This is a genomic window from Streptomyces diastatochromogenes (genome assembly GCF_002242805.1).
Taxonomy (GTDB): Bacteria; Actinomycetota; Actinomycetes; order Streptomycetales; family Streptomycetaceae; genus Streptomyces; species Streptomyces diastatochromogenes.
Window position 1 is genome coordinate 211,412 of sequence record NZ_MCGQ01000006.1, and the last position, 24,409, is coordinate 235,820.

The 24,409-nt window shown below is 71.5% G+C and carries 23 protein-coding genes; 15 read left to right on the forward strand and 8 right to left on the reverse strand.

Annotated features, from left to right (window positions below; all coding sequences use genetic code 11):
• Positions 1 to 71: 71 nt before the first annotated feature.
• The 3 genes from BEK98_RS04410 to BEK98_RS04420 are packed head-to-tail and all read left to right on the forward strand — an operon-like array spanning position 72 to position 3,655.
• Positions 72 to 1,574 (forward strand): IucA/IucC family protein, encoded by a 1,503-nt coding sequence (locus tag BEK98_RS04410; protein ID WP_094215019.1) that lies wholly within the window; start codon positions 72 to 74, stop codon positions 1,572 to 1,574.
• 18 nt (positions 1,575 to 1,592) lie between these two features.
• Entirely contained in the window at positions 1,593 to 2,855 is a 1,263-nt protein-coding gene (locus BEK98_RS04415) for a VWA domain-containing protein (RefSeq protein ID WP_094215020.1), read from the forward strand.
• Positions 2,855 to 3,655: a hypothetical protein gene (locus tag BEK98_RS04420; protein ID WP_094215071.1), complete on the forward strand. Its 801-nt coding sequence runs from the start codon at positions 2,855 to 2,857 to the stop codon at positions 3,653 to 3,655. The genes BEK98_RS04415 and BEK98_RS04420 overlap by 1 nt, the downstream gene beginning before the upstream one ends.
• A gap of 223 nt (positions 3,656 to 3,878) precedes the next feature.
• Here BEK98_RS04420 and BEK98_RS04425 read toward each other — a convergent pair whose 3' ends face one another.
• Positions 3,879 to 4,505, reverse strand: coding sequence for a winged helix-turn-helix transcriptional regulator (locus BEK98_RS04425; RefSeq protein WP_094215021.1), 627 nt, complete (start codon positions 4,503 to 4,505; stop codon positions 3,879 to 3,881).
• Positions 4,506 to 4,587: 82 nt separating this feature from the next.
• Between BEK98_RS04425 and BEK98_RS04430 the strand changes: the two genes are divergently transcribed.
• The 7 genes from BEK98_RS04430 to BEK98_RS04460 all read left to right on the forward strand — a co-directional run bounded on the left by BEK98_RS04430 (position 4,588) and on the right by BEK98_RS04460 (position 11,476).
• Positions 4,588 to 5,796 carry a pyridoxal phosphate-dependent aminotransferase gene (locus BEK98_RS04430; RefSeq protein ID WP_094215022.1) on the forward strand — a complete coding sequence of 403 codons (1,209 nt, stop codon included), beginning with the start codon at positions 4,588 to 4,590 and terminating at the stop codon, positions 5,794 to 5,796.
• 74 nt (positions 5,797 to 5,870) lie between these two features.
• Positions 5,871 to 6,302, forward strand: a complete 432-nt coding sequence (locus BEK98_RS04435; protein ID WP_094215023.1) for an SRPBCC family protein — start codon at positions 5,871 to 5,873, stop codon at positions 6,300 to 6,302.
• Positions 6,303 to 6,703: 401 nt separating this feature from the next.
• Positions 6,704 to 8,416 (forward strand): trypsin-like serine peptidase, encoded by a 1,713-nt coding sequence (locus BEK98_RS04440; RefSeq protein WP_244201742.1) that lies wholly within the window; start codon positions 6,704 to 6,706, stop codon positions 8,414 to 8,416.
• Between the two features lie 32 nt (positions 8,417 to 8,448).
• Positions 8,449 to 8,994 carry a DUF4232 domain-containing protein gene (locus BEK98_RS04445; protein WP_094215025.1) on the forward strand — a complete coding sequence of 182 codons (546 nt, stop codon included), beginning with the start codon at positions 8,449 to 8,451 and terminating at the stop codon, positions 8,992 to 8,994.
• Between the two features lie 88 nt (positions 8,995 to 9,082).
• A complete protein-coding gene (locus tag BEK98_RS04450; protein WP_094215026.1) occupies positions 9,083 to 9,682 on the forward strand; it encodes a histidine phosphatase family protein in 600 nt (199 codons plus the stop codon).
• Between the two features lie 692 nt (positions 9,683 to 10,374).
• A complete protein-coding gene (locus BEK98_RS04455) occupies positions 10,375 to 11,001 on the forward strand; it encodes a hypothetical protein (protein WP_094215072.1) in 627 nt (208 codons plus the stop codon).
• A 52-nt stretch (positions 11,002 to 11,053) separates the two neighbouring features.
• Complete coding sequence (locus BEK98_RS04460; protein ID WP_094215027.1) at positions 11,054 to 11,476, forward strand: acyl-CoA thioesterase; 423 nt, start codon at positions 11,054 to 11,056, stop codon at positions 11,474 to 11,476.
• A gap of 13 nt (positions 11,477 to 11,489) precedes the next feature.
• Here the strand turns inward: BEK98_RS04460 and BEK98_RS04465 are convergent, their stop codons facing one another.
• The gene (locus BEK98_RS04465; RefSeq protein ID WP_179851447.1) at positions 11,490 to 11,891 is read right to left on the reverse strand and encodes a winged helix-turn-helix transcriptional regulator; all 402 of its coding nucleotides are present in this window, start codon (positions 11,889 to 11,891) and stop codon (positions 11,490 to 11,492) included.
• 91 nt (positions 11,892 to 11,982) lie between these two features.
• Between BEK98_RS04465 and BEK98_RS04470 the strand changes: the two genes are divergently transcribed.
• On the forward strand, positions 11,983 to 13,440 hold the full coding sequence (locus BEK98_RS04470; RefSeq protein ID WP_094215028.1) for an MFS transporter: 1,458 nt from the start codon (positions 11,983 to 11,985) through the stop codon (positions 13,438 to 13,440).
• Here the strand turns inward: BEK98_RS04470 and BEK98_RS04475 are convergent.
• Positions 13,427 to 14,281: an SDR family oxidoreductase gene (locus BEK98_RS04475; RefSeq protein WP_425276583.1), complete on the reverse strand. Its 855-nt coding sequence runs from the start codon at positions 14,279 to 14,281 to the stop codon at positions 13,427 to 13,429. The two genes, BEK98_RS04470 and BEK98_RS04475, sit on opposite strands and share 14 nt — an antisense overlap.
• Positions 14,282 to 14,377: 96 nt before the next feature.
• Here BEK98_RS04475 and BEK98_RS04480 point away from each other — a divergent pair, with 96 nt between their 5' ends.
• Both BEK98_RS04480 and BEK98_RS04485 read left to right on the forward strand, forming a co-directional pair.
• Positions 14,378 to 15,175, forward strand: a complete 798-nt coding sequence (locus BEK98_RS04480; RefSeq protein ID WP_094215030.1) for a helix-turn-helix domain-containing protein — start codon at positions 14,378 to 14,380, stop codon at positions 15,173 to 15,175.
• A gap of 43 nt (positions 15,176 to 15,218) precedes the next feature.
• Entirely contained in the window at positions 15,219 to 15,821 is a 603-nt protein-coding gene (locus BEK98_RS04485; RefSeq protein WP_094215031.1) for a 3'-5' exonuclease, read from the forward strand.
• A gap of 18 nt (positions 15,822 to 15,839) precedes the next feature.
• Here BEK98_RS04485 and BEK98_RS04490 read toward each other — a convergent pair whose 3' ends face one another.
• The gene (locus BEK98_RS04490; RefSeq protein WP_094215032.1) at positions 15,840 to 17,600 is read right to left on the reverse strand and encodes an MOSC and FAD-binding oxidoreductase domain-containing protein; all 1,761 of its coding nucleotides are present in this window, start codon (positions 17,598 to 17,600) and stop codon (positions 15,840 to 15,842) included.
• 302 nt (positions 17,601 to 17,902) lie between these two features.
• Here BEK98_RS04490 and BEK98_RS04495 point away from each other — a divergent pair, with 302 nt between their 5' ends.
• Positions 17,903 to 18,772 carry an alpha/beta fold hydrolase gene (locus tag BEK98_RS04495; RefSeq protein ID WP_094215033.1) on the forward strand — a complete coding sequence of 290 codons (870 nt, stop codon included), beginning with the start codon at positions 17,903 to 17,905 and terminating at the stop codon, positions 18,770 to 18,772.
• Between the two features lie 37 nt (positions 18,773 to 18,809).
• A complete protein-coding gene (locus tag BEK98_RS04500; RefSeq protein ID WP_094215034.1) occupies positions 18,810 to 19,670 on the forward strand; it encodes a DUF427 domain-containing protein in 861 nt (286 codons plus the stop codon).
• 4 nt (positions 19,671 to 19,674) lie between these two features.
• On the opposite strand, the gene BEK98_RS04505 is transcribed toward BEK98_RS04500, so the two are convergent.
• The 4 genes from BEK98_RS04505 to pucL all read right to left on the reverse strand — a co-directional run bounded on the left by BEK98_RS04505 (position 19,675) and on the right by pucL (position 24,408).
• Positions 19,675 to 20,295 carry a TMEM175 family protein gene (locus BEK98_RS04505; RefSeq protein WP_244201743.1) on the reverse strand — a complete coding sequence of 207 codons (621 nt, stop codon included), beginning with the start codon at positions 20,293 to 20,295 and terminating at the stop codon, positions 19,675 to 19,677.
• Positions 20,296 to 20,363: 68 nt separating this feature from the next.
• Positions 20,364 to 21,890 (reverse strand): nucleobase:cation symporter-2 family protein, encoded by a 1,527-nt coding sequence (locus tag BEK98_RS04510; RefSeq protein WP_279635450.1) that lies wholly within the window; start codon positions 21,888 to 21,890, stop codon positions 20,364 to 20,366.
• Between the two features lie 93 nt (positions 21,891 to 21,983).
• Complete coding sequence (locus BEK98_RS04515; RefSeq protein ID WP_094215035.1) at positions 21,984 to 23,363, reverse strand: 8-oxoguanine deaminase; 1,380 nt, start codon at positions 23,361 to 23,363, stop codon at positions 21,984 to 21,986.
• Between the two features lie 121 nt (positions 23,364 to 23,484).
• Complete coding sequence (pucL, locus tag BEK98_RS04520) at positions 23,485 to 24,408, reverse strand: factor-independent urate hydroxylase (protein WP_094215036.1); 924 nt, start codon at positions 24,406 to 24,408, stop codon at positions 23,485 to 23,487.
• Position 24,409 lies beyond the last annotated feature (1 nt).

A 24,409-nucleotide genomic window follows, 5' to 3' on the forward strand; every position in this document is an offset into this window, starting at 1 on the left:
GGCCCGAGCAACAAGTATGAATGCCGTCCCTGACAATCGTGCCCCGAGCTGCCCGCATCCGAGGAGCCCCCGTGTACCACTCCCCCACCGCAGAGGCCGAGATCGCCGAGGAGCTGGCCGCCGTCCGGCCCGGCCTGCTGCCCCGGTACACGGCCGAGCTGCCGGGTGCCCGCGCGGCGGTGCTGACCCGGCTGTGGCGGGGGCTCGCCCATGAGCCCCTGCCGTGGGTCACCGGCCGGCTCCGGGGGGCGCACAGCCTGGCCCTGCGGCTGGCCGACGGCCGCACCCTGCACGGCCCGCACGCGGACCCGTACGCGACCGGCGGGTACGTCACCGCCGTCCGCCTGGACCGGGAGCGCTACGACGATCCGGCACGCCTGATGAGCGACCTCGCGGTGCCGCACGCGGCGGGTCTGGCGATTGAACTCGGGCACAGTGTGGCCTCGTTGGCGCTGTCCCGGGCCGGCGCGGATCATCCGAAGGAGTGGCCCGAGCGGGAGTGGGAGTGGGAGCAGCGGGTGGTGGACGGCCATCCGTTCCACCCCAACTGCCGGTCCCGGCCGGGTTTCTCGGTGGCGGACCAGCTGGCGTACGGCCCGGAGCACCGGCCGGTGGTCGGTCTCGGCACGGTCGCCGTACCGGCCGCCGAGTGCCTGGTGTCCGGGGACTGGCCGGAGGAACTGCGGGACAGCGAGCGCCTGTTGCTGCCGGTGCACCCCTGGCAGGCGGCCCATGTGCTCAAGCGGCCGTACGACCCCTGGCGCCCCGCGCACCCGCTGATGGCCCTGCGCACCCTCGCCCTGCCCGACGGGCCGCATGTGAAGACCGCGCTGAGCGCCCGGCTGACCTCCTCGGTGCGGGACATCTCCGCGTACTCCGTCGGGGCGGCCGCGACCCTGTCGGCCTTCGCCACGGAGCTGGCAGCGCGCACGGACGGGCTGCTGCACATGACCCGCACCCTGGGCGCGGCGGCGCACTCCCCCGATCTGGCCGCGGTGCTGCGGGAGTCGCCCGAGGCGTACGCGGGCCCGGGCGAGCGGGTGCTGCCGGTGGCGGCGCTGGCCACCACCGACCTGCCGGACTCCCCGGCCTGGCTGGCCGAGTTCGCCCGCCTCGCCCTCACGGTCGGTCTGCGCCTGCTGGACCTCGGGGTGGCCCTGGAGGCCCACGGCCAGAACCTCCTGGTGGTCCTCTCGGCGGACAACTCCCCGCTCCGCCTGGTCTACCGCGACCTCGCCGACATCCGCATCAGCCCGGCCCGGCTGTCCGGTCACGGCATCACCCCGCCGGCCCTGACCGGCCGGCTGATCACGGACGACGTGCCGACCCTGCGCCGCAAGCTGTTCGGCTCCCTGGTGGCGGGCGCACTCGCCGGCACGGCGGGCTCGGGGCCCGCCCTGGGCGCGGCCCTGAGGGCCGCACTGCCGGACCTGCCCCGCACCCCCGACCTGACGGCCCTGTGCGAAGGCCCGCTGCCCACCAAGGCGTTGACGCTGATGCGGCTGTCCCCGGACACCCCCGGCGACCAGTGGGCCCTGCTGCCGAACCCGCTCGTTTTGGAGCCCGGCGCCTGAGATCAATAAGATCCGCCGATGATCAGAAGACAACGGCTGGCGGCGGGCGTCTGCGCTCTGCTCGCCGCCCTGACGGCCGGGCTCGCCGTCCCGTCCACGGCTGTGGCCGACGAGACGGAGCAGCCCGCTCCGAAGGTCGAACTCGTGCTGGACGTCAGCGGTTCCATGCGGGCGCGGGACATAGACGGCGGCTCCCGGATGGCCGCCGCGAAGCAGGCGTTCAACGAGGTGCTCGACGCGACCCCGGAGGAGGTCCAGCTCGGCATCCGCACCCTGGGCGCCAACTACCGCGGCAACGACCGCATAACGGGCTGCAAGGACACCGCTCAGCTCTACCCGGTCGGCCCACTGAACCGGACCGAGGCGAAGACCGCGGTGGCCACCCTGGCGCCGACCGGCTGGACGCCGATCGGCCCCGCGCTGCAGAAGGCGGCCGCCGACCTCGACGGCGGTGACGGCACCCGCCGTATCGTCCTGATCAGCGACGGCGAGGACACCTGCCAGCCGCTCGACCCGTGCGAGGTGGCCCGCGAGATCGCCGCCAAGGGCATCGGGCTGACCATCGACACCCTCGGCCTGGTGCCGGACGCCAAGACCCGCGACCAGCTCAGCTGCATCGCGGACGCGACGGGCGGCACCTACACCGACGTACGGCACAAGGAAGAACTCAGCGACCGGGTCGGGGAGTTGGTCGACCGGGCCGCCGATCCGGTGGTGACGCCGGTGGCCACCGAGGGCGCGGCCGAGTGCGCGAAGGCGCCGTCGCTCAAGTCCGGGCTCTACACGGATCGTGAGGAGTTCGGCCGGCAGCGCTGGTACAAGGTGGACGTCGACCCCGGCCAGGAGCTGCGCGCCTCGGTGAGCGTGGCGGACGACCGGGCGGTGAACCCGGACTACGGCGTGCTGCTGCGTGCGGTCACCGTGCACGGCCGCGAGATCGTGCGCGGTGAGGCCGCGGGCACCGGCCGGACGGACGTGATCTCGACCGGTCTGCGCTACCCGAAGCCGGAGAGCGACGACGACACCGCCACCGCCGAGACCGTGTGTCTCCAGGTCACCAACTCCTTCTCGGCCGCCGCGGGGGTCAAGACGTCCCCGGGTCTGCCGCTGGAGCTGACCGTGGACGTCGTGGACGGTCCGAGCAAGGCGGGCGACGTGGCCTCCTTCGGCCTCGGGCGCGGCTGGTGGCTGCTGGGTGCGCTGGTGCTGGCCGGCTTCCTGGCCGGTCTGCTGTGGGGCTGGCTGTCGCGCTGGCGGGTCGCGGTCTGGAGGACGAACTGATGCGTATCACGCGAGTACTGAGCACCGCGCTGCTGGCGCTCGGGCTGGCCGCGGGACCCGCGGCCGCCGACTCCTCCCCGTCGCCGAGCGCCACGGACGACGGCAAGGCGCCCACCCGGGCCGGCACGTCCTTCCGTACGGCGACCGAGATCGAGCAGGGGCAGCAGGCCACCGCGTCCGGTTCCACCGGCGACTACCTGTACTGGTCGTTCCCCGCTGACGCCGGGCAGCGCCCGACGGTCAAGGCGACCGTGAAGCTGCCCGCCACGCACGGGACGCAGAACTGGCAGATCGACGTGTACGACGGTCTGCGGCGCCGCCAGTCCTGCCAGTACGGCGCGGCGACCCGCACCGCCGCCGAGGGGGCGTCCTCGGTCGAGCTGGCCTGTGTGCTGCGCACGGTGCGCGCCTGGTCGGAGCCGTGGGCCAACGACCCGCTGCCGGGCACGTACTACGTCCGCCTGACCGTGGTGGACCTGGGCGCCTCCGACCTGGGCCAGCCGGTGAGCGCCGAGGTGCGGGTCGACTCCAAGGACATCGGCGGCGCGGCGGCCGTGGACGGCTCGCTGGCCGAGCCGCTCGTGCCGGGCGTGGCCGTCAAGTCCCAGGCGAAGGAGGACGATGCGAAGACGGCGGTGCTGTCGAGCCTCGAACCCGACGACGGCTGGTCCTCCGGCTGGTGGTCCGACCGGTGGGTGTGGACCGCTATCGGGGGCATGCTCGCCGCTCTCGCGGGGATCGGCGGGTATGCGCTGACACGGGGCTCGGGGCGGCCGTCCCGGGTACCGTCGAACGTCTGAGCCCGCTGTGGCCGAAGGCCCGCCCGCCGGCGGGCCTTCCGCTTTCCCACCGGACCGCCCGACTCGGTCGGCTGAAGAGTCGTGGTCCGGGGCGGCGGCACGGCGCACGCGCGTCGGCCGCCCGGCCCGCCGTCGCGCGGCGCCTGGCCGGAGCGCTGCGGGCTGCCGGCCCCGGCCCCGGCCCCGCCGCCCCGTGCGCTCGGCCCGGCCCGGGATCCCCGTTTCACGCCTCCCGCAGCGCCTTGGCGACCGTGCCCTCGCCGGTCACCGTGACCCGCCCGGCCCGGACGGCGTCCGTGAGGGTCATCTCTCCGCGGGCCACGGCCTCGCACGTCCCCGCGTCCATCGCCAACTGCGCGTCCGCCTCACCGGGCGCGGGCCCGTCGCCGTACACCGGCCCCTCCTCGGCCCCGGCGTACAGGTGGAACTCCCCTTCCTCCAGCCGCACTTCGACGATTCCCTCCCCCTGCAACGCGCGCAGCAAGGGCAGCGCGAACCAGTGTGCGCGCACCGCGTCGGTCGGCCGCCGCTCGCCCAGCTCGCCCTCGCCCCACGTGCCCAGCGCCTGCAGCACGGGCAGCAACTCGCGCCCTCGCCCGGTGAGTTCGTACACGTAGGCCGCACCGGGCGGCGGCAGCCGCCGCCGGCTGGTCAGCCCGTCCCGTTCCATGTCCTTCAGCCGTGAGGCAAGTACGTCCGTGCTCACGCCGGGCAGGTCCGCGTGCAGGTCCGTGTAGCGGCGGGGGCCGGCCAGCAGTTCGCGGACGATCAGCAGGGTCCAGCGGTCGCCGACGAGGTCGAGCGCGCGGGCTGCGGAGCAGTACTGGTCGTAGCTTCGGCGAGGTGACATGACCCGCAGTCTAGACATGTCGTTGGACTTTCCAAGCTCCTACTTGGTAAAACCAAGCAACACGAGTTCCCCGGAGGGACGCATGGAGTTCCGGCAGTCGAACAAGCTCAGCGAGGTCTGTTACGAGATCCGCGGCCCGGTGATCGAGCACGCCAACGCACTGGAGGAGGCGGGCCACAGCGTGCTGCGCCTGAACACCGGCAACCCCGCGCTGTTCGGCTTCGAGGCGCCGGAGGAGATCCTCCAGGACATGATCCGGATGCTGCCGCAGGCGCACGGCTACACCGACTCGCGCGGCATCCTCTCCGCCCGCCGCGCGGTCGCCCAGCGCTACCAGAACCTGGGCCTGGAGGTCGGCGTCGACGACGTGTTCCTCGGCAACGGCGTCTCGGAGCTGGTGTCCATGGCCGTACAGGCCCTGGTCGAGGACGGCGACGAGATCCTCATCCCCGCGCCGGACTTCCCCCTCTGGACGGCGGTGACGACCCTGGCCGGCGGCAAGGCCGTCCACTACCTGTGCGACGAACAGGCCGACTGGAACCCGGACCTGGCCGACATGGCGTCGAAGATCACCGACCGCACCAAGGCCGTGGTCATCATCAATCCGAACAACCCGACCGGCGCGGTGTATCCGAAGGAGGTCGTGGAGGGCATCCTCGACCTGGCCCGCCGGCACGGCCTGATGGTCTTCGCCGACGAGATCTACGACCAGATCCTCTACGACGACGCCGTCCACCACTCGGCCGCCGCCCTCGCCCCCGACCTGGTGGTCCTCACCTTCTGCGGCCTGTCGAAGACCTACCGGGTGGCGGGCTTCCGTTCCGGCTGGCTGGTGGTGACCGGCCCCAGGCAGCACGCGAAGAACTACCTGGAGGGCCTGACCATGCTGGCCTCCATGCGCCTGTGCGCCAACGCGCCCGCCCAGTACGCCATCCAGGCCGCGCTCGGCGGCCGCCAGTCCATCGGCGAACTCGCCGCTCCGGGCGGCCGGTTGTACGAGCAGCGCACCGTGGCCTGGGAGAAGCTCAACGAGATCCCGGGCGTGTCCTGCGTGAAGCCCAAGGGCGCGCTGTACGCCTTCCCGCGCCTGGACCCGAAGGTCCACAAGATCCACGACGACGAGAAGTTCGTACTGGACCTGCTGCTGCGGGAGAAGATCCAGGTCGTCCAGGGCACGGGCTTCAACTGGCCGAAGCCCGATCACTTCCGCATCCTGACCCTCCCCCACGCGGACGACCTGGAGGCGGCGATCGGACGGATCGGACGGTTCCTGAGCGGCTACCGACAGTGACGATGCGTGATCCCGTGCCGGGCGCACACTGGAAACAGAAGGTACGGGCCAGCATCCGACCCCGGAGGTGAGCCATGAGCACGCTGGAAGAACACGTCGACGTCGGGGTGACCATCGACAGGGCCTGGGACAGCCTCCACCGGGTGGAGGACTACTCACGCTTCGTGGCCGGCGTGCGCAACGCCCGCACGGAGGAGGGAGGCCGTACGCATCTGAACGTCGAAGCGAGCGGCGGGACCCGGGAGCTGGACGCCCAGGTCTCGGACCGTACGGGGGAACGCGTGATGGAGTGGCGCACCACGGGCGCCCCGGAGCTGAGAGGTTCCTTCTCCCTGCAGCCGATCGACCAGGGCCACACCCGGGTCCAGGCACGGCTGGAGTACGACCCCGACACCGTCCGGGAGACATTCGGCGGGCCGAAGGGATTCGCTCAGGCGACCGCGATCGAACGGCTCGTCCGCAGTGATCTGGAGCAGTTCAAGGAGTACGCGGAACAGGGACGGTGAGGCGGAGGAAAGCCGGGCCACTGCCCCCTGTCGGTGAACGCCGTATGTGATCACCGACAGGGGGCTTTCGTACGCCCCGCGGGCGGCTGCCTGTGTCACGCACGCCGTCGAACAGGCGTATGCGAAGATCGCCTGGGTCCCGTCGTCATCCTGCGGCGGGCACGACCAGGGGGATCCACCGGAGTTCGTGGCGAAGTCGCCCGTGTGCGCGCCTGACCAGCGTCGCACCGGCGGCCGCTCGTCCTCCTGGTCCGGCTTTCGTGACACCGGGGGGAACGTACTTGTTGTCGTACCGAAGGGGCCGGACGGTCGTCACCGTCCTGTCCGCGGTGATACTCGGGCTCCTGGCTCCGGCCGCACGGGCCGCATCGCCTTCGCCTTCGCCGTCTCCGACCCCGCCCGTGACGGCGGACGCGGGGCGGGAGGCGCAGGAAGCCGCCCGGTTCTGGACCGCGCGGCGCATGGCGGACGCCCGGCCGCTGGACGGGTTCCGCTCGGCGCCGTCCGCGTCCGGGAAGCCGGGTGCTGCGGCGGCAGCCCCGCCCAAGGGGACTCCGTACGGCGGGACCCGGCTCGTGGGAACGTTCTTCGGCTCCAGCGGGCCGAGCGGCACCGCCTGGCACTGCACCGGCAGCGTGATCGCCACCGCCTCGAAGAACATCGTGCTCACCGCGGCCCACTGCGGGCTGAGCATGAAGAACGACTACATCTTCGTCCCGAAGTTCGTGAAGGGAGCGGGCCCCGACCGGCAGCCGTACGGCATCTTCCACATCCAGCACATCTTCCTCGACCCGCGCTACGTCCCCGACAACGGCTCGACGACCACCCGGAAGCCCTGGTCCGACCTGGACACCGCGTTCGCCCGGGTCTCGGCCAACCAGCAGGGCAAGCAGCTCCAGGACGCCGTGGGAGGCGGGCTGACCTTCACCAAGCCGTCCGGCTACACGCACCGGAACGTCACGGTGGTCGGGTACCCGTCGCACGCGCACAACGGCGCCGGACGCGCCCTCAAGTGCACCGTGCCGACGAAGCAACTCCCCGGGTACCGGCAGATGTCCATGACCTGCGGCGGCTACTACGGCGGTGTGTCCGGCAGCCCCTGGATCACCGACTACAAGGACGGCGCCACCACCGGTCACGTCATCGGCAACCTCGGTGGCTACAACGGCGGCGGCAACGACGCGAACGTCGACTACATCAGCTACGCCCCGGCGTTCGGCACCGACGCCGCCAACCTCCTCGCCTACGCCGTCGCGGGGCAGGATCCGCCGTCCGACCTGCCCCCGTACAAGGGGATCGAGGCCAAGCTCCCGGGCGGAGCGGGGCGGTGGCAGCACGCCAGGCTGACCGCCTCCGGTGACTACACGGGCGATCACCGCAGTGACCTGGTCGTGGTCTGGTCCGACGGCGAGACCACGCTGTACCCCGGTGACGGCAAGGGCGGATTCCTGCCGCGGAAGCGGCTCCAGCGGGCCAACTCCACCTGGACGCACGCCCGGACCATCACCGGCGGGGACTTCGCCGGCGGCGATCTGTCCGACCTGCTGGTGCGCTGGTCCGACGGAGAGGTCACCCTCTACCCGGACGTCAGCGCGGCGGGCCTGGGCCAGGAGGTCCGGATGGCGAAGCCCGGCTCGGTCTGGAAGAACGCCGTGCAGATCTCGGCCGGGCAGTTCCACGGCGGCACGAACGCCACCGACCTGCTGGTGCGCTGGTCCGACGGCGAACTGACCCTCTACACCTCGGTCGGCGCCGGCACCTTCGGCACCGAGAAGCGCCTGCTGGCACCGAACGGCGCCTGGAAGAACACCACTCTGCTCACCAGCGGGAACTTCAGCGGCAAGGCCACCTGGGACGTCCTCGTACGCTGGGCGGACGGCGAACTCGACGCCTATCCGGGCACCTCGGCCGCGGGACTGGGCACCAAGTCGCGGCTGCGCGGCCCGAACGCCCTGTGGAAGCACGACCTGGTCATGACGGCGGGCGACTACACCCCCAACCGCACCCGGGACGACCTCATCGTCCGCTGGTCCGACGGCGAGACGACGCTGTACGCCGACACCGGCGCGAAGGCACTCGGCGCGGAGAACACGCTGGTCTATCCCGGCACTTGACCACTCACCCACGCACAGGTTCAGGGGGAACGATGCGAACGACGACTCGTCTGAGTGGCGGCCTGGCCGTCCTCATGACCATCCTCATGGCCGGACTGGCCCTGACGGCCTGCGGTACCACCTCCGAAGCGGACGACACGCCACTGGGCAACTGCCGGACCGGATCCCTGAAGTGGACGCTGGTCCTGCTCGGCAAGGAGAAGGGCGGCAGCCGGGCCGACGCACGGCTGACCGCCGTCAACAAGAGCCCGGACAGCTGTGTGTTCGACGGCTACCCGGGCATCGAGATCCACAACGGGAAGGCGGACAGCATCGACGGCGCCGGACCGGGGCACCCCGCCTCGTTCCCCCTCTCCGCGAAGGCGACGGTCACCGTCGACCTGCATTACACGCCCTACGGCACGAAGGGTGCCGACGACTGGTGCGTGCGGCAGAGCGAGGCGGTGGTCTGGGCCCCGCACGACTCCGACCGCACCGTCGTCCCGGTCCTGGACCGGCACCGGAGGACCGCCGTGATCGACGCCTGCGGCGAAACCCTGTCCATGGCGCCACCGCACCGCACGCCGGCCGGGAACTGAGCGCTGCGGCCCGTCTGGCCCAGTCCGCCCTGCGGGGCGCCGCGACCGTGTGACACGGTGCTGGGAAGCGAGCGGGAAGGGCGCTGACGTGGGTGACCTCTTTCTCGTCCGGCACGGTGAGACCGAGTGGTCGCGGTCCGGACGGCACACCGGCTGGACCGACGTACCGCTCACCGAGCACGGCCGGGAGGAGGCGCGCGGGCTGGTGCCGCTGATCCGCTCGCACCGCGTCGGCGCCGCCTTCGTCAGCCCCCTGCAGCGGGCCCGGGAGACCGCCGAACTGATCGGGATCCACGACGCCCGGGTCGACGCCGACCTGCGCGAATGGGACTACGGCGGGTACGAGGGCATCACCACCGTGGAGATCCAGCGCACCCGGCCCGACTGGTTCCTGTTCACGGACGGGGTCGCGCCGGGCCCGCCCGAGCACCCCGGGGAGAGTCCGGAGCAGGTCGGGGAGCGCGCCGACCGGATGCTGGGCAAGGTGGACGCCGCGCTCGCCAACACCGAGGGGGTCGTCGTCCTGGTCGCCCACGGCCACTTCCTCCGCGTCCTCACCGCCCGCCGCCTCGGCCTGCGCCCCCAACACGGCGCCCTCTTCCAACTGGCGACAGGCACCCTGTCCCGCCTCGGCACGGAGCACGGTCGCCCGGTGGTGGCGGGCTGGAACGTCCGCCCACCCACCTGACCGCCCCGACGGGCATCTGCGGTGCCGCGCGCCCTGGCCGCGGGCAGTCGCGCGTCTGCCGCGCTGGCCGCCCTAGCTGCGGGGAGTCGGGCGCCTGCCGTGCCGGCCGTCCTAGCCGCAGGCAGTCGGACGCCCGCCTGCCAGCCGCCCCAGGCGCGGGCAGTCGCGCGCCTGCCGCGCCGACCGCCCAAGCCGCAGGCCGTCGGACGCCCGCCGCGCCGACCGCCCAAGCCGCAGGCCATCGGACGCCCGCCGCGCCGACCGCCCAAGCCGCAGGCCATCGGACGCCCGCCGTGCCAGCCGCCCCAGCCGCCCCAGCCGCAGGCAATCGAGTCCTGCCGTGCCGACCGCCCCAGGCGCGGGCAATCGAGCGCCTGCCACCCCGGCCGCCCCAGCCGCAGGCAGCGGGCGTCTGCTGTGCCGACCGCCCCAGCTGCGGGCAGTCGTGCCGCTGGGGCGGCACGGGTGGGCGCGGCGGCACCTCGTCAGCGCCGAGTCGCGCGGCCCACCCCCGCCCAGCTGCAACCCCCGAGGTTCTGGGCCGACCCCAGCCCGTCGCCGGTCCAGGGCGTGCCGCCCGGCGGTCGGCAAGACTCGGCAGCCCCGGCCCGTTGTCAGACCCCGGTCGTACGCTTCGAAGGGGCCGCTCACCTGGCGGATCCGAGGTGACGACACAGCGGAGGGAGCACGCCGTGAGCCGAGCGCCGAGCGCCGCGCAGCGGCGGGTGATCGAGGGCGCCGACGAGGTCACCGGGCGGCTGCGCGGGACGGAGGCACAGTTGGCCGCGCTGGTGAAGCGGGGGCTCGCCTTCCGGCACCCGCGCCCGCCGCACGATCACTTCCTGACCCCGGCAGGGCATCGCATACGGGAGGCGGAGTCGGTGCCCGAGGCCCCGGAAGAGCCGGCGCCGTCCGCCGGTGTGTTCGCGGCGCGCGTCGGCGGCGAGGAGGAGGCGCCCGCGTCGGAGGCGGCCCGGCTGCGGGAGGTGCACAGCGCCTGGCAGGGGCTGCTGGAGCTGCGCCGGATGACCAACCCGGGCGGTGCGACCGACCGCCCCTGCGGCTGGGAGCGGACGCATCTGGTGCGGGCCGCAGCGCTCACCCTGGAGGCGGCAGGGCATCGGCCGTCGGGCCCGGACGGCGAGGGCTACCGGGTGCGCGCGACCCCGCAGCCGGAGGCGGTAGCCGTGTACGCGCCGGACGAGGAGAGGCTGCGGGCGTGTGCGGCCACGCTGGAGCGGGCGGGCTGGCAGACCGGCGAGTACACCGAGCCGCGCACGCGGGTCCGCTATCTGCTGGCCTCTCCACGCCGGGTGTGAGCGGCGTGCCAGGATCGGTTGACCGAAGATCCGAACGCGAGAAGGGCAAGCAGTGGCCGAACCGTTTTCCGTCCGTGTGACCGTCCGCGGCTACGAGACCGACGTGCAGGGGCACCTCAACCAGGCGGTGTACATCAACTACGCGGAGCACGCCCGCTGGTCGCTGCTCCAGGCCGCCGGCATCAGCCAGGCAGGCCTCGTCGGCCGGGGCGTCGGCCCGGTGGCGCTGGAGACGACGATCCGCTACAAACGCGAGCTGCTGGCCGGTGACGAGGTCGACGTGACCTGCGCGTTCGAGTGGAGCGGCGGCAAGACCTTCCGGATCCGGCAGGAGATACGCAAGACCGACGGCACGGTGGCGGCCGAGATCACCGCGGTGGGCGGCCTGCTGAACCTGGAGGAGCGCAAGCTGATCGCCGACCCCGACGCGGTGTTCAAGGAACTGTCCGCGGACCTCAGCCTCTTCGGCCTCTAGCCGTCCGAGCCGCCTACGCGTCGAGCAACTCGGGCTGGTGCTCGGCGTCGTAGGTCGCCCGTGCCTCGGCGATGTACACCCTGTTGTTCTCGGCCCAGTCGGTCAGCCGCTGCAGCGTCTGGTGCAACTCGAGGGCGACCGGGGTGAGTTCGTACTCCACCTTCGGCGGCACCGTCGCATGCACGGTACGCGTGACCAGGCCGTCGCGCTCCAGGTTGCGAAGGGTGAGCGTCAGCATGCGGCGGCTGATGCCCTCGATACCGCGCTCCAACTCCGTGAAACGGATGGGCCCCTGAGCGGCCGCGACAAGGATCTGCACACTCCACTTGCCGGCCACCCTGTCAAGAACTTCCCGGACGGGGCACGCCTGCGCGTTGACTGCCTGGACGGTAACACCGGTGTTCCTCTGGGACATCGGACTGCCTCCTTACGCCGACCTCCATGGTCACCCACGATGAACCCCGTTACAAGTCGTGCACCAAGGTGCGCATGAAGAACGGGGAGCCATGTCAACCGCGATCGACAACAGCCCGTCACCGGCGACGGTGGCACCGTCACGAACGTACTCCCGCTGGACGTCCCTCGCAGTTCTGTGCGCGGGCACCCTGATGACGATCCTGGACGGCAACATCGTCACCGTGGCGATGCCCGCCATCCAGAGCGACCTCGGTTTCAGCGGACCGGGGCTCGCCTGGGTCGTCAACGCGTATCTGATCGCCTTCGGCGGGCTGCTTCTGCTGGTGGGCCGAATGGGTGACCTGGTGGGCCGCAAGCGGATGTTCACCTCGGGGCTCGCCGTGTTCACCGCGGCCTCGGTGCTGTGCGGGACGGCGACCGGGCAGGGTGTGCTGATCGCGGCCCGGGCGCTGCAGGGTGTCGGCGGGGCGATGGCCTCGGCCGTGGTCCTCGGCATGCTGGTCGCTCTCTTCCCCGAGCCGCGGGAACAGGCCCGCGCCATCGCGGTGTTCAGCGCGGTCGGCGCGGCGGGCGGGGCGCTCGGCACCTTCCTCGGCGGCGCCCTGACCCAGGCCCTGAACTGGCACTGGATCTTCCTGATCAACCTGCCGATCGGCGCGGTCGCCTGGCTGGCGGCGGTGCGCGTCCTCGCGCCCGAGCGCGGTGGCGGACTCGGCAGGGGTGCCGACTACCCGGGAGCCGCGCTCGTCACGGGTGCGCTGATGCTCACGGTGTACGACATCGTCGGCGCAGGCAACCGCTCCCTGACCGCCACCCTCCTCATGGCGGCCCTGGCGCTCGCCCTGTTCACGGCGTTCACCGTGCGCCAGGCCCGGGCGACCCGCCCCCTCCTGCGCCTGCGCCTGTTCCGCTCCCGGCTGCTGACCGGCGCGAACGCGGTCCAGGTGCTGATGATCGGCACGATGTACGGCTTCCAGTTCATCGGCGCGCTGTATCTGCAACGTGTGCTCGGCTACGGCGAGTTGGCGACCGGGACCGCCTTCCTTCCGGCCCCGATCGCCATCGGTGTGCTGATGCTGGGTCTGTCGGCGCGGACCGTCGCCCGGTTCGGCGGCTACCGGGTGCTGCTCGCCGGCCTGGTGCTGATCGCCGCCGGGATGGCCCTGCTGAGCCGCGCCCCCGTCGACGGCTCGTACCCCGTCGACGTCCTGCCGCCGCTGCTGTTGCTGTCCGCCGGGTTCGCGGCGGCGATGCCCGCGCTGACCGGACTGGCGATGTCCGGGGCGCGGGAGGAGGACGCGGGGCTGGCGTCGGGACTGTTCAACACCACGCAGGTGGTGGGCGGTTCGCTGGGCCTGGCGGCCCTGACCACGCTGGCCGCGAGCCGCACCGACACCGTGCTCGGCCGGGGCGCGGACCTGATCCCGGCCACGGCGGAGGGCTACCGGCTGGCGTTCCGGGTCGCCACGGGGATCGCGGTGGCGGCTCTGGTACTGGCGGCGGCGGTGCTGCGGCCGGGCACCGACTCCCCTGTCACTCCCCGCTGAACGCCTCCCTGTGGTCCTGCGCCCACTCTCGGTACGTCCTGGCCGGCCTCCCCAGCATCTGGCGGACGTCCTCGGTGACGATCGCGTTGCCCCCACCGCGGACGAAGGCGGTGCCGGTCAGGACGCCGTCCGCCTGCGCCTCGTCGAAGCCCCAGGCGGTGAGCAGATGCTCGCGGGTCTCCTCCGGGGAGAGGTCCCGGGTGGCGACCGGGCGGCCGAGGACGGAGGCGAGCACCGTGGCCTGGCCGGGAACGCTGATGGCCTCCGGCCCGGTCAGCGTGTACGTCCGCCCCGCGTGCCCGCCGTCGACCAGCGCCCGCACCGCCGCCTCGGCCACGTCCCGCGGGTCGATCACACCCGACTCCCCGTCGCCGGTCATGTTCGGCACCGGTTCGCCCCGCCCGACCTCCCGCACCCAGCTGAGCGTGTTGGAGGCGAACGACGAGGGCCGCAGGACCGTCCACTCGGTCCCGCTCTCCCGCACCGCCCGCTCTCCCTCCACATGCCACACACCGGCCGGGCCGACCTCGGGATCGCCGGTCCCGATGGCGGAGAGCTTCACCAGCCTGCGCACCCCCGCGGCCCGCGCCGCCTCGACCAGCCCCAGGTCGTGCCCCTCCTCCGGGCCGGGGGGACGCAACAGGAACGCGGCCGTCACCCCCGCCATCGCGCCGGCCAGGGAGCCATGGTCGAGGTAGTCCCCGCGCACCACCTCCACCCCGGCGGGCACCCGGGCCTTCGCCGGGTCGCGGGTCAGGGCGCGCACCTTCTCGCCGCGCGCCGCGAGCTGTCGTACCACGTCGCTTCCTATGGTGCCCGTGGCACCCGTCACCAGAATCATGAGGTCCACGGTGGGGTGAACCGGGCGCCCGACTCTTGGAGATTCCGGCACGGTTCGCCCGCCCGGAAGGCGGTGCGGCGCCCTTACGGTGGAGGGGTGCCGAACGCCACCGCCGAGCAGGCCCTGACCACGCCCGAGGCCCTGCGCCCCTGGATCGCGGGGGTGCGGACCGTGTCCGTCACCGACCCGCCCGTCGAGGCCTTCGTCCACCTTCCCGACGCGGTCACCAAGGTGGTGCTCCGCGTGGGTCCGGACGGGCACCGCGATGTGCTGGCCGTCGGGCCACGGGTGCGTGCCGGGTACTACGAGCGCAAGGCCCATGTCTCCTGTGTGGAGCTGCACCTCGCGCCCGGCACGGCCCGCCCCCTGCTGGGCGTCCCGGCAGCCGACCTGGTCGGCCGGGTCGTACCGCTCGACGAGCTGCCGGGCCGGACGGCACACCGGCTCGCGCGCGAGGTGCGGTGGCTGGATCCGCGGGAGGCGGTGCCGCACCTCGCCGAGGCACTGCCCGAGCTGCTGTCCGCCGCGACGGACCCCGCCCGGACGGCCCTTCTGCGGGCCGGGGTCGACGCCCTGTCGGTCCACACGAACCGCGCACCCGCCCAGGTCCGTGACGTGGCCCGCGAACTGGCCGTCAGCGAACGCCAGTTGCGCAACCTCTTCACCGAAGGCGTCGGCGTCTCCCCCAAGCACTACGCCCGCATCAACCGCGTCCGCACGGTCATCGACCGCGCCACGACCGCCCCCTGGTCCGAACTGGCCGCCACCACCGGCTACTACGACCAGTCCCACATGACAACCGACTTCCGCACCCTGATGGGCGTACCGCCCCGCTCGTACTTCACCGGCCGGCTGCCTTCGTCAATGCCGTGCCAGGCGGGGCCCCGCGCCTGAATTCGGATGCGCAGGACAGCCCCGGCTGCCATGCTCCGGTCCCATGCCCGCACGACGCGTCAAGCCCAGCCGCTACATCTCCGTCGACATCGAGGCCGACGGCCCGATCCCGGGGCCGTACTCCATGCTGAGCCTGGGCGCGGCCGTCGCCGGCACCCAGGACGCCGACGGGTTCCGCCCGGCCGACCCCGAGGAGTGGACCTTCTACCGCGAACTCCGGCCGATCTCCGATGAGTTCGTCCCGGAGGCGCTGGCGGTCAGCGGCCTGGACCGGGCGCGGCTGCAGACCGAGGGCGTGGAACCGGCAGTCGCCCTCACCGAGTTCTCCACCTGGGTCCGCGAGGTCAGCGTCGGCGCGCAGCCGGTGATGTGCGGCTACCCGGCGTCGTACGACTGGACGTTTCTGTACTGGTACCTGATCCGCTTCACCGGCGAGAGCCCCTTCGGTCACTCGGGCTGCCTGGACATGAAGACGCTGTACGCCGCCAAGGCGGGCCTGCCGCTGCGGGCGGTGGCCAAGGGCACCATGCCGAGGCATCTGCTGTCCCGCCGCCGTCACACGCACCATGCCCTCGACGACGCGGTCGAACAGGCCGAACTGCTGGCCAACCTCATGGCCTGGCCGGGGCCTGCCGGGTCGGGTTGAAGCCGTGGCAAAGGCCGATCAGAGATCGAGGACGACCTCGGAAGTCGGTTCGCTGCAGCAGACCAGGACGGTGCCGGGTTCGGGGAGTTCGAGGGGTGGGGTGGTGTAGGTGATGTCGCCTGCCACGAGGTGGGTGACGCAGGTGTGGCAGACGCCGGTGCGGCAGGACCAGCGGGTGGGGATGTCGCAGGCCTCGGCGAGGTCGAGGAGTGAGGCGTGGGCCGGTGACCAGGTGGTGGTGATGCCACTGCGGGCGAAGGTGATGAGCGGGCCGGTGCCCGGGGGGCCGGGTGGTTGGTGCGGTCGGACGGCGGCCGTGGGCGTGATGCCGGGGTTGATGGCCGGGAGGGCGCTGAACTGTTCCGTGTGGATCCGCTCGGGGCGCAGACCGTGGTCGCGCAGGAAGCCGCCGAGGTCGTCCATGAAGGCGACCGGTCCGCAGAGGTAGGCGTCCGCGTCGGCGGGGATGCCCAGCGCCGCGAGCGACCGGGCGTTCGGGCGGCCCTGGGTGATGTGGTCCTCGTCCGGATGTGGGGCTTCGGCGGTGTAGTAGATGTGCTCGTGGGCGTCGGGGAGTTGCGCCAGGAGCGCGTGGCTCTCGTCCGCGAAGGCGTGGTGAGCGCGGTCGTGGGCGGTGTGGATCCACCAGACGGGGCGTGGGTCCATCGTGGCGGCGAGCTGGTGGAGCATGGAGAGCACGGGAGTGGCGCCGATCCCCGCGGAGACGAGGACGACGGGGCGGGTGTTTTCGTCGAGTACGAACGTCCCGCGCGGGCTGGCGACGTCCAGGAGGTCGCCGGGCCGGAGCGTGTCGTGGATGTAGCGGCTGACCTGCCCGTGGGGCTCGTGCTTGACGCTGATGCGGTACGTGCCGGCCGTGGGTGCGGAGGACAGGGAGTAACTGCGCACCGTGGGGGCGGCGTCGCCGACCGCGAGGCGGACGGAGAGGTACTGGCCCGGGCGGTTCTCGGGCAGGGGTGTGCCGTCGGTGATGTCGAGGTAGACCGAGGAGATGGTGGGGGTCTCGGGAACGATGCGGGCGACGCGCATGGCCTTGAAGCCCGGCCATCCCGGCCCCTCTCCGGGCTGCCGGGTGCCGGCGCGTTCACTGGGCCATCCCGGTTCCTGCTTGGGCTGCTGGGCGGCGGCGAGTTCACGGAAGGACTGCTGCCATCCGGGGCTGAGAGCAGGGATGTTCAGTGCCCTGCGCAGCTGTGCCGGGTCACGGTCGGGCAGGTAGAGCAGCGCGTCGGTGTCGGCGACGCTGAGCTCTTCCGGGCCCTTGCGGGTGAGGGTGATCTCGTCGCCGGCCTGGACGTGTCCCTCGCTGATCACACGCAGGTAGAAGCCGGGGCGGTGGTGGGCGACCAGCAGGGAGGCCATGGTGGGTTCGCCCAGGCGCATGCCGACGCGGTAGCAGGTGACGCGCGGCTGGGTGACTTCGAACTCGGCTTCGCCGATGCGGTACCGGTCGCCGATGCACACCTCGTCGTCGGGCAGGCCGTCGACCGTGAGGTTCTCCCCGAAGATCCCGAAGGTCAGGTCGTCGCGACCGAGCTGCTTCCGCCAGTACTCGTAGGACTGGAGCTGGTAGACGAGGACGGCGCGCATTTCGCCGCCGTGCCCGGCGAGATCCCCTTGGCCGTCTCCCTCGACGTTCAGCCGCCGGACCATACGAGAACCCTGGACGGGGGCCTTCCAGGCTCCGGTGTGGACGGTCCTTCCCTGCCAGGACACGTCCTGGGGCATCCCCACGTTGACGGACAGCAGCGTCGCCATTGCGGACCTCCTGCGGGGTGGCCGGCCGGGGCAGTCCCTCATGGCGCCGTGACGTGAGCGCTCGAACCGATCGTAGTTCCGTGTCAGTGCCGCCGCGATTCCGTGATCACCGCTTCCGGCTCGCCCTTGTCTGGCTCGCCGCCGGCTCGGCGCACTCCTCCTGAGCTGGCCGATGACAGCGCAAGGACGGAGCCTGGAGGCAGGGCGGCGTTCACTTAACCATCAAAAGCGTCTTGACAGGTTAGATCGAGGATGCTCGACTGGAGATCTAACCGGTGAATCGCAAAAGAAGGGTTAGTGCCATGGTCTCCCCGGTCCACCACCGCACCGCCACCGTCAACGGCCTCGACGTCTTCTACCGAGAGGCCGGTGACCCCCAGGCGCCCGCTGTCGTACTGCTCCACGGCTTTCCCACCAGCTCGCACATGTTCCGCCACCTGATCCCGGCGCTCGCCGACCGGTACCACGTGATCGCCCCCGACCACATCGGGTTCGGCCAGTCCGCGATGCCCTCCCCGCAGGACTTCCCGTACTCCTTCGACGCCCTCACCGAGGTCACCTCCGGCCTGCTCGGGCAGCTGGGCGTGGACCGGTTCGCGATGTACGTGCAGGATTACGGCGCCCCCATCGGCTGGCGGCTCGCGCTCCAGGCCCCGGACCGGATCACGGCGATCATCACCCAGAACGGCAACGCCTACGAAGAGGGCTTCGTCAAGCCCTTCTGGGAGGGCGTCTTCGCCTATGCCAGGACCCCGGGCCCGGACACGGAGGCCCCCATGCGCGGTGCCCTGACTCCCGAGATCACCCGGTGGCAGTACGTGAACGGGGTCGCCGACCCGAGCCTGGTCAGCCCCGACAACTGGGTGCACGACCAGGCGCTGCTGGACCGGCCCGGCAACGACGAGATCCAGCTCAGGCTGTTCCGCGACTACCCGACCAACGTGGACCTCTACCCGCAGGTCCACCAGTACTTCCGCGACTCCCAGGTCCCGCTGCTGGCGGTCTGGGGCGCGAACGACGAGATCTTCGGCCCCGCGGGTGCGGAGGCGTTCCGCCAGGACCTGCCCGATGCCGAGATCCACCTGCTCGAGTCCGGACACTTCGCCCTGGAGAGCCACCTCGGGGCCATCACCGAGCACATACGCGACTTCCTCGCCCGCGTCCTCGTCTGACGCGCGGGGCGCACGCCGTAACCGGAAGGAATCCGTCATGGGACTGTCCTGGCAGCAAGGCCCCCTCTCCGCCGGCGCGATCGGACACTTCCTCACCCCCGAACCCCTCCCCGAGCGCCTCCTGTTCGCCGAGCGGCTGCGCCGTCGTATGCGCGTGCGGTTCGACGACACCTGGATCGCCGACAGCGAGAACGTCGTCCTGCTCCACGAGCCGGGCCGCTATCCCGTCGCCTACTTCCCCCGAGAGGACGTGAACGAGCAGACCCTGGTCACCAGCGGCAAGGTCACCCACCACAAGGACCTCGGCGACACCGCCTGGTACGCGGTGCACGCAGGAGGGCGCACCGCCGAACGCGCCGCCTGGGAGTTCACCGCACTGCCCAAGCACGCCGCCGAGCTCCAGGGCCGTATCGCCTTCGCCTGGCGGGCGATGGACGCCTTCTACGAGGAGGACGAACGCATCCTCGGTCATGCGGCGGACCCGTACCACCGCATCGACATCCGCACCACCTCCCGCACCCTCGAAGTCCGCCTCGGTGACGCCGTGATCGCCCGCTCCGAGCACCCCGTCGTGCTCTTCGAGTCGGGATTCGCCCCGCGCTGGTACGTCCCCCGCGCCGACATCGACGAGACCCGGCTGCGCCCCGTCGACGACCGGACGTTCTGCCCCTACAAGGGCCTGTGCGACTACTACGACATCGGCGACGCGCGTCGCGCCGCCTGGACGTACCGCGACGCCTACCGGGAGGTCGACCGGATCAGCGACCTGGTGTCGTTCGAACCGGACAAGGTCGAGGTGTATCTCGACGGCACGCGCCTGCACCTCGAACCCGGGCAGAACGTCATCGCGCACGGCGTCGACCGCGGCCTCGACGTCGACGAGGTCAAGGCCGGCTGACCGGTCACTCGGGCTGCCTGGACACGGTCGGCACCGGGACCTGGTTGAAGCCGTAGTAGAGGGCGATCAGGCCGTGCGCGGCGAGGGTGAGGGGGGCCGAGACGAAGGCCAGGCCCACCGTCACCGGGTAGGCCAGTGAGCCCAGGGCGAAGCGGGCCCGGGTCGCTCTGGCCGCCCGGACGTCGACGCGGGCGTCGAAGAGGTGGCCCGTGCGGGTGAGATGCCACCACAGGGCCTGGAAGGCGGCGGCCATCAGCACCATCACCAGGCTGTAGACCGCGGCCGCCACATGCGAGGCCTTGTCCTCGCGCAGGTACTCCGCGAGCATCGCCGTCGGCCACGGCACCGCGGCGACCACCATCAGCACCAGCAGGTTCAGGAACATCAGCGTGCGGTCGACGCGGGCGACGTAGCTGAAGACCTGGTGGTGGTTGACCCACATGATGCCGATGACCAGGAAGCTCACCACGTAGGCGGCGTAGGAGGGCCATTGAGCGCCCAACGCCTGCCAGAGGCCGCCGTGTTCGCCGACCTCGGGGACCTTGATCTCCAGGATGAGCAGGGTGATGGCGATGGCGAACACACCGTCGCTGAAGGCCTCGACACGGCTCGACTCGTTCAACATGGCACACAGGGTGCACCATCCGCCGCAGGGGGTACGGCTGTTCGCCGTACCCCCTGGGCGAACAGCGCTCAGTGCGCGGGCGCCAGTTCCTCGCCCGACTCCATCGGGTGGGTGACGTCCTCGGCCTCGCGGCCCCGGCCCAGGTGGTTGAAGACCAGGTTGAGCAGGACCGCCGCCACACACCCCGTCGAGATGCCCGAGTCGAGGACGATCCGCGCCGTCTCGGGGAAGGCGTGGTAGAAGTCCGGCGCCGTGATGGGGATCAGGCCCACCGCCAGGGACACCGCGACGATCAGGACGTTGTTGTCCTTCTCCAGGCCGGCCCGGACCAGGGTCTGGATGCCGCTGGCCGCCACCGAGCCGAACAGGACCACGCCCGCGCCGCCCAGCACCGGGCGGGGTACGACCGCGATCAGCGAGGCTGCCATGGGGCACAGGCCCATCAGGACCAGGAAGGCGCCGCCCGTGGCGACGACGAACCGGCTGCGGATCCTCGTCATCGCGACCAGCCCGATGTTCTGCGCGAAGGCGCTGCACATGAAGCCGTTGAAGAGGGGGCTGAGGGCCGAGCCGAGGGTGTCGGCGCGCAGGCCCGCCGCGATGGTCCGCTCGTCCGCGGGGCGTTCGACGATCTCGCCGAGCGCCAGCATGTCGGCCGTGGATTCGGTCATGGAGACCACCATCACCACGCACATCGACAGGATCGCGGCGACCTGGAACTGCGGTGCGCCGAAGTGGAACGGGCTCGGGAAGCCGATCACGTCCGCGTCCGCCACCGGGCCGAAGTCGGTGACACCGAACGGGATCGCCACCAGCGTGCCCGCGACCAGGCCCAGCAGGACCGCGATCTGCTTCACGAAGCCCCGGGTGAACCGGCGCAGGGCGAGGACGATCAGGAGGGTGATGCCGGCCAGGCCGAGGTTGGTGGTCGAACCGTAGTCGTGCGCGGCGGGGTTGGGGCCCTGGGCCCAGTTGAAGGCGACCGGGAGGAGGGAGACGCCGATCAGGGTGATGACCGTACCGGTGACGACGGGCGGGAAGAAGCGGACCGCCTTGCTGAAGAAGGGGGCTGCCACGAAGCCGAGGAGGCCCGCGACGATCACGGCGCCGTAGATGATCGGCAGTGCGTCGGACTTGTCGTGCGCGGAGGCGACGATCGCCGTCATGGGGGCCACCCCGGCGAAGGTGACGCCGTTGACGAAGGGCAGCCGGGCGCCGATCTTCCAGATGCCGAGCGTCTGGAGGAAGGTGGCGAGGCCCGCGGTGAACAGGCAGGCGCCGGTGAGGAAGGTGAGTTCGGTGCCGGTCAGGCCTATGGCCGCGCCGACGATCAGGGGTGGGGCGACGACTCCTGCGTACATGGCGGCCACGTGCTGCAGGCCGCTCGTCGCCATCTTGACTGCGGGGAGTTTCTCGTCGACTGGGTGGATCTCGTCGACAGGGTCAACGATCTGAGCGGTCACAGCGGCTCCTCCGGTCGCGGTTAGACACGTCAGCTCTGACGTGGGTTTCAAGGAGGTAATGCGCGACGGTCGTGCGGGACCGGAGGCCCCTCGAGGGGCCTGGGGACGGTGACCGTTCCGGGGCGCGCGCATGAACGCGCGCCCCGGAGACGGCCGCCATGGACCCCGCTCGGGTCCACGGCTGCCGACCGGGAGCCGTCCCTCCCGGCCGGTGTCCTGTGGGGCTCAGCCCTGGGCGGCGATGCGCGCCAGGCGCTGGGCCTCGTCCCGCGTGGAACGGGCGATGGCGTCCTCGTCGACGGTCAGCAGGCGGCCGTTCTCGACGATCTGACGTCCGTTGACGAAGGAGGCGGTGACCGGGGCCGCCGCGCCGAAGACCAGCGCGGTCACCGGGTCGGCGATGGAGGCGTGGGCGAGGGTGTCCAGCTTCCACAGCACCAGGTCGGCCAGCTTGCCGGCCTCCAGCGAGCCGGTCTCGGCCGCGCGGCCGAGCACCTGGGCGCCGCCGTAGGTGCCGAGGCGCAGCGCCTGGCGGGCGTTCAGCGCGGCCTCGCGGTGTGCGCCGAGGCGGTTGATGAGAAGGGCGTTGCGCAGCTCGGTGTGCAGCTCACCCGACTCGTTGGACGCCGTGCCGTCGACACCGAGGCCGACCGGGACGCCCGCCTTCAGCATGTCGGGGACACGGGCGATGCCGGCCGCGAGGCGGGCGTTGGAGGACGGGCAGTGGGCGACGCCCGTCTTCGTGCGGCCGAAGGCGGCGATGTCGGAGTCGTTCATGTGGACGCAGTGCGCCATCCACACGTCCTCGCCGAGCCAGCCGGTGGACTCGAAGTAGTCGGTCGGGCCCATGCCGAACAGCTCGTGGCAGAACTTCTCCTCCTCCACGGTCTCCGAGCCGTGGGTGTGCAGCCGTACGCCGAGGCGGCGGGCCAGCTCGGCGCCCTGCCTGAGCAGTTCGGTGGAGACGGAGAAGGGGGAGCAGGGGGCCACGGCGACCTGGGTCATCGCGTCGAAGGAGGCGTCGTGGTGCTCCTTGACGGTGGCCTCGGTGGCGGTGAGGGCGCCTTCGAGGGTCTCGACGGCGAAGTCCGGCGGCAGGCCGCCGTCCTTCTCGCTGCGGTCCATGGAGCCGCGGGCCAGGGTGAAGCGGACGCCCATCTCGCGGGCGGCGCGGATGATCGCGCCGGACAGGTCGCCGGAGCCCTGCGGGTAGACGTAGTGGTGGTCCATGGCGGTGGTGACGCCGCCGCGGGCCATCATGGCGAGCGAGCCCTGGGCCGCCGCGTACACCATCGGCTCGTCGATGCGCGCCCAGGTCGGGTACAGCGCGACCAGCCAGTTGAAGAGGTTGTGGTCGGTGGCCAGGCCCCGGGTGATCCACTGGTAGTAGTGGTGGTGGGTGTTGACCAGGCCGGGCGTCACCAGGTGGCCGGTGGCGTCGATACGGCGTACGACGTTCTCCAGGCCCTCGGGTGCCTTGCCCGCGCCGACCGCCTCGATGCGGTTGCCGGCGATGACCACGTACCCGGAGGCGTACTCGGTGTCGTCGGCGTCGACAGTCGCGATCGAACAGTTCTCGATGACGATGCGCTGGGCTGCTGCCATGATTCGTCCTTTTCGCTCAGTGGACTCAAAGGGAGTGGGCACGGCAGGACCCTAGGGAGTTTGAGTGCCGCGGCCGGGGAGGCAGGGCCCGCCGGCCGCGGGTGCCGCAAAGGGAGGCGGATCAGAGGTTGGTGAGGTCCACCGGGATCTTCGGCTCGCAGCCGTCCCGGAGGATGGTCGCCTCGATCAGGCCGTAGGGCCGGTCCGCGGCGTAGTAGACCTCGTTGTCGTTCTTGAGCCCGAAGGGCTCCAGGTCGACCAGGAAGTGGTGCTTGTTCGGCAGGGAGAAGCGCACCTCGTCGATCTCGCTGCGGTTGTTGATGATGCGCGAGCCCATCTGGTACAGCGTCTGCTGCAGGGAGAGGGAGTACGTCTCGGCGAAGGCCTGGAGCATGTGCTTCTTGACCTGCTCGTAGGACTTCTCCCAGTTGGGCATCTTCTGCTCGTCGTCGGTCCAGTTGAACCGCCAGCGGCCGGAGACCTGGGTGGCCAGGATGCGGTCGTACGCCTCCTGCAGAGTCGTGTACTTGTCCTTGACGTAACCCCAGAACTCGGAGTTCGTCGAGTTCATGACGACCAGGTCCTTGAGGCCGGAGATGACCTCCCACTTCTCACCGTCGTAGGTGATCTGGGTGACGCGGGTCTCCTGGCCCTTGCGGACGAAGGAGTGCTTGACCTCGTCGGCGCCGATGAACTTGGAGTTGGCGTCGGAGGTCGCGATCCGCTCCCAGGCGTACTCCTCGATCCGGATCCGGGCGCGGTGGATCGGCTCCTGCGAGGTGACGAAGTGGCGGGCGAGGTGGATGCCGAACTGCTCGGCGGACTCGATGCCGTGCTCCTTGGCGAACGCGTACACCGTGTTCTTGGTGGTGTCGGTCGGCAGGCAGTTGGCGTTGGAGCCGGAGTAGTGGACCTCTTCCATGTCGCCGCTCAGGGCGACGGAGACGTTGAGGTCCTTGATGTGGTGGGTGGCGCCGTCCCGCGTGATCTTTACGACTCGGTTCTCGGCCTTGCCGTACTGGTTCTGTCCCAGGATGGTGGGCATT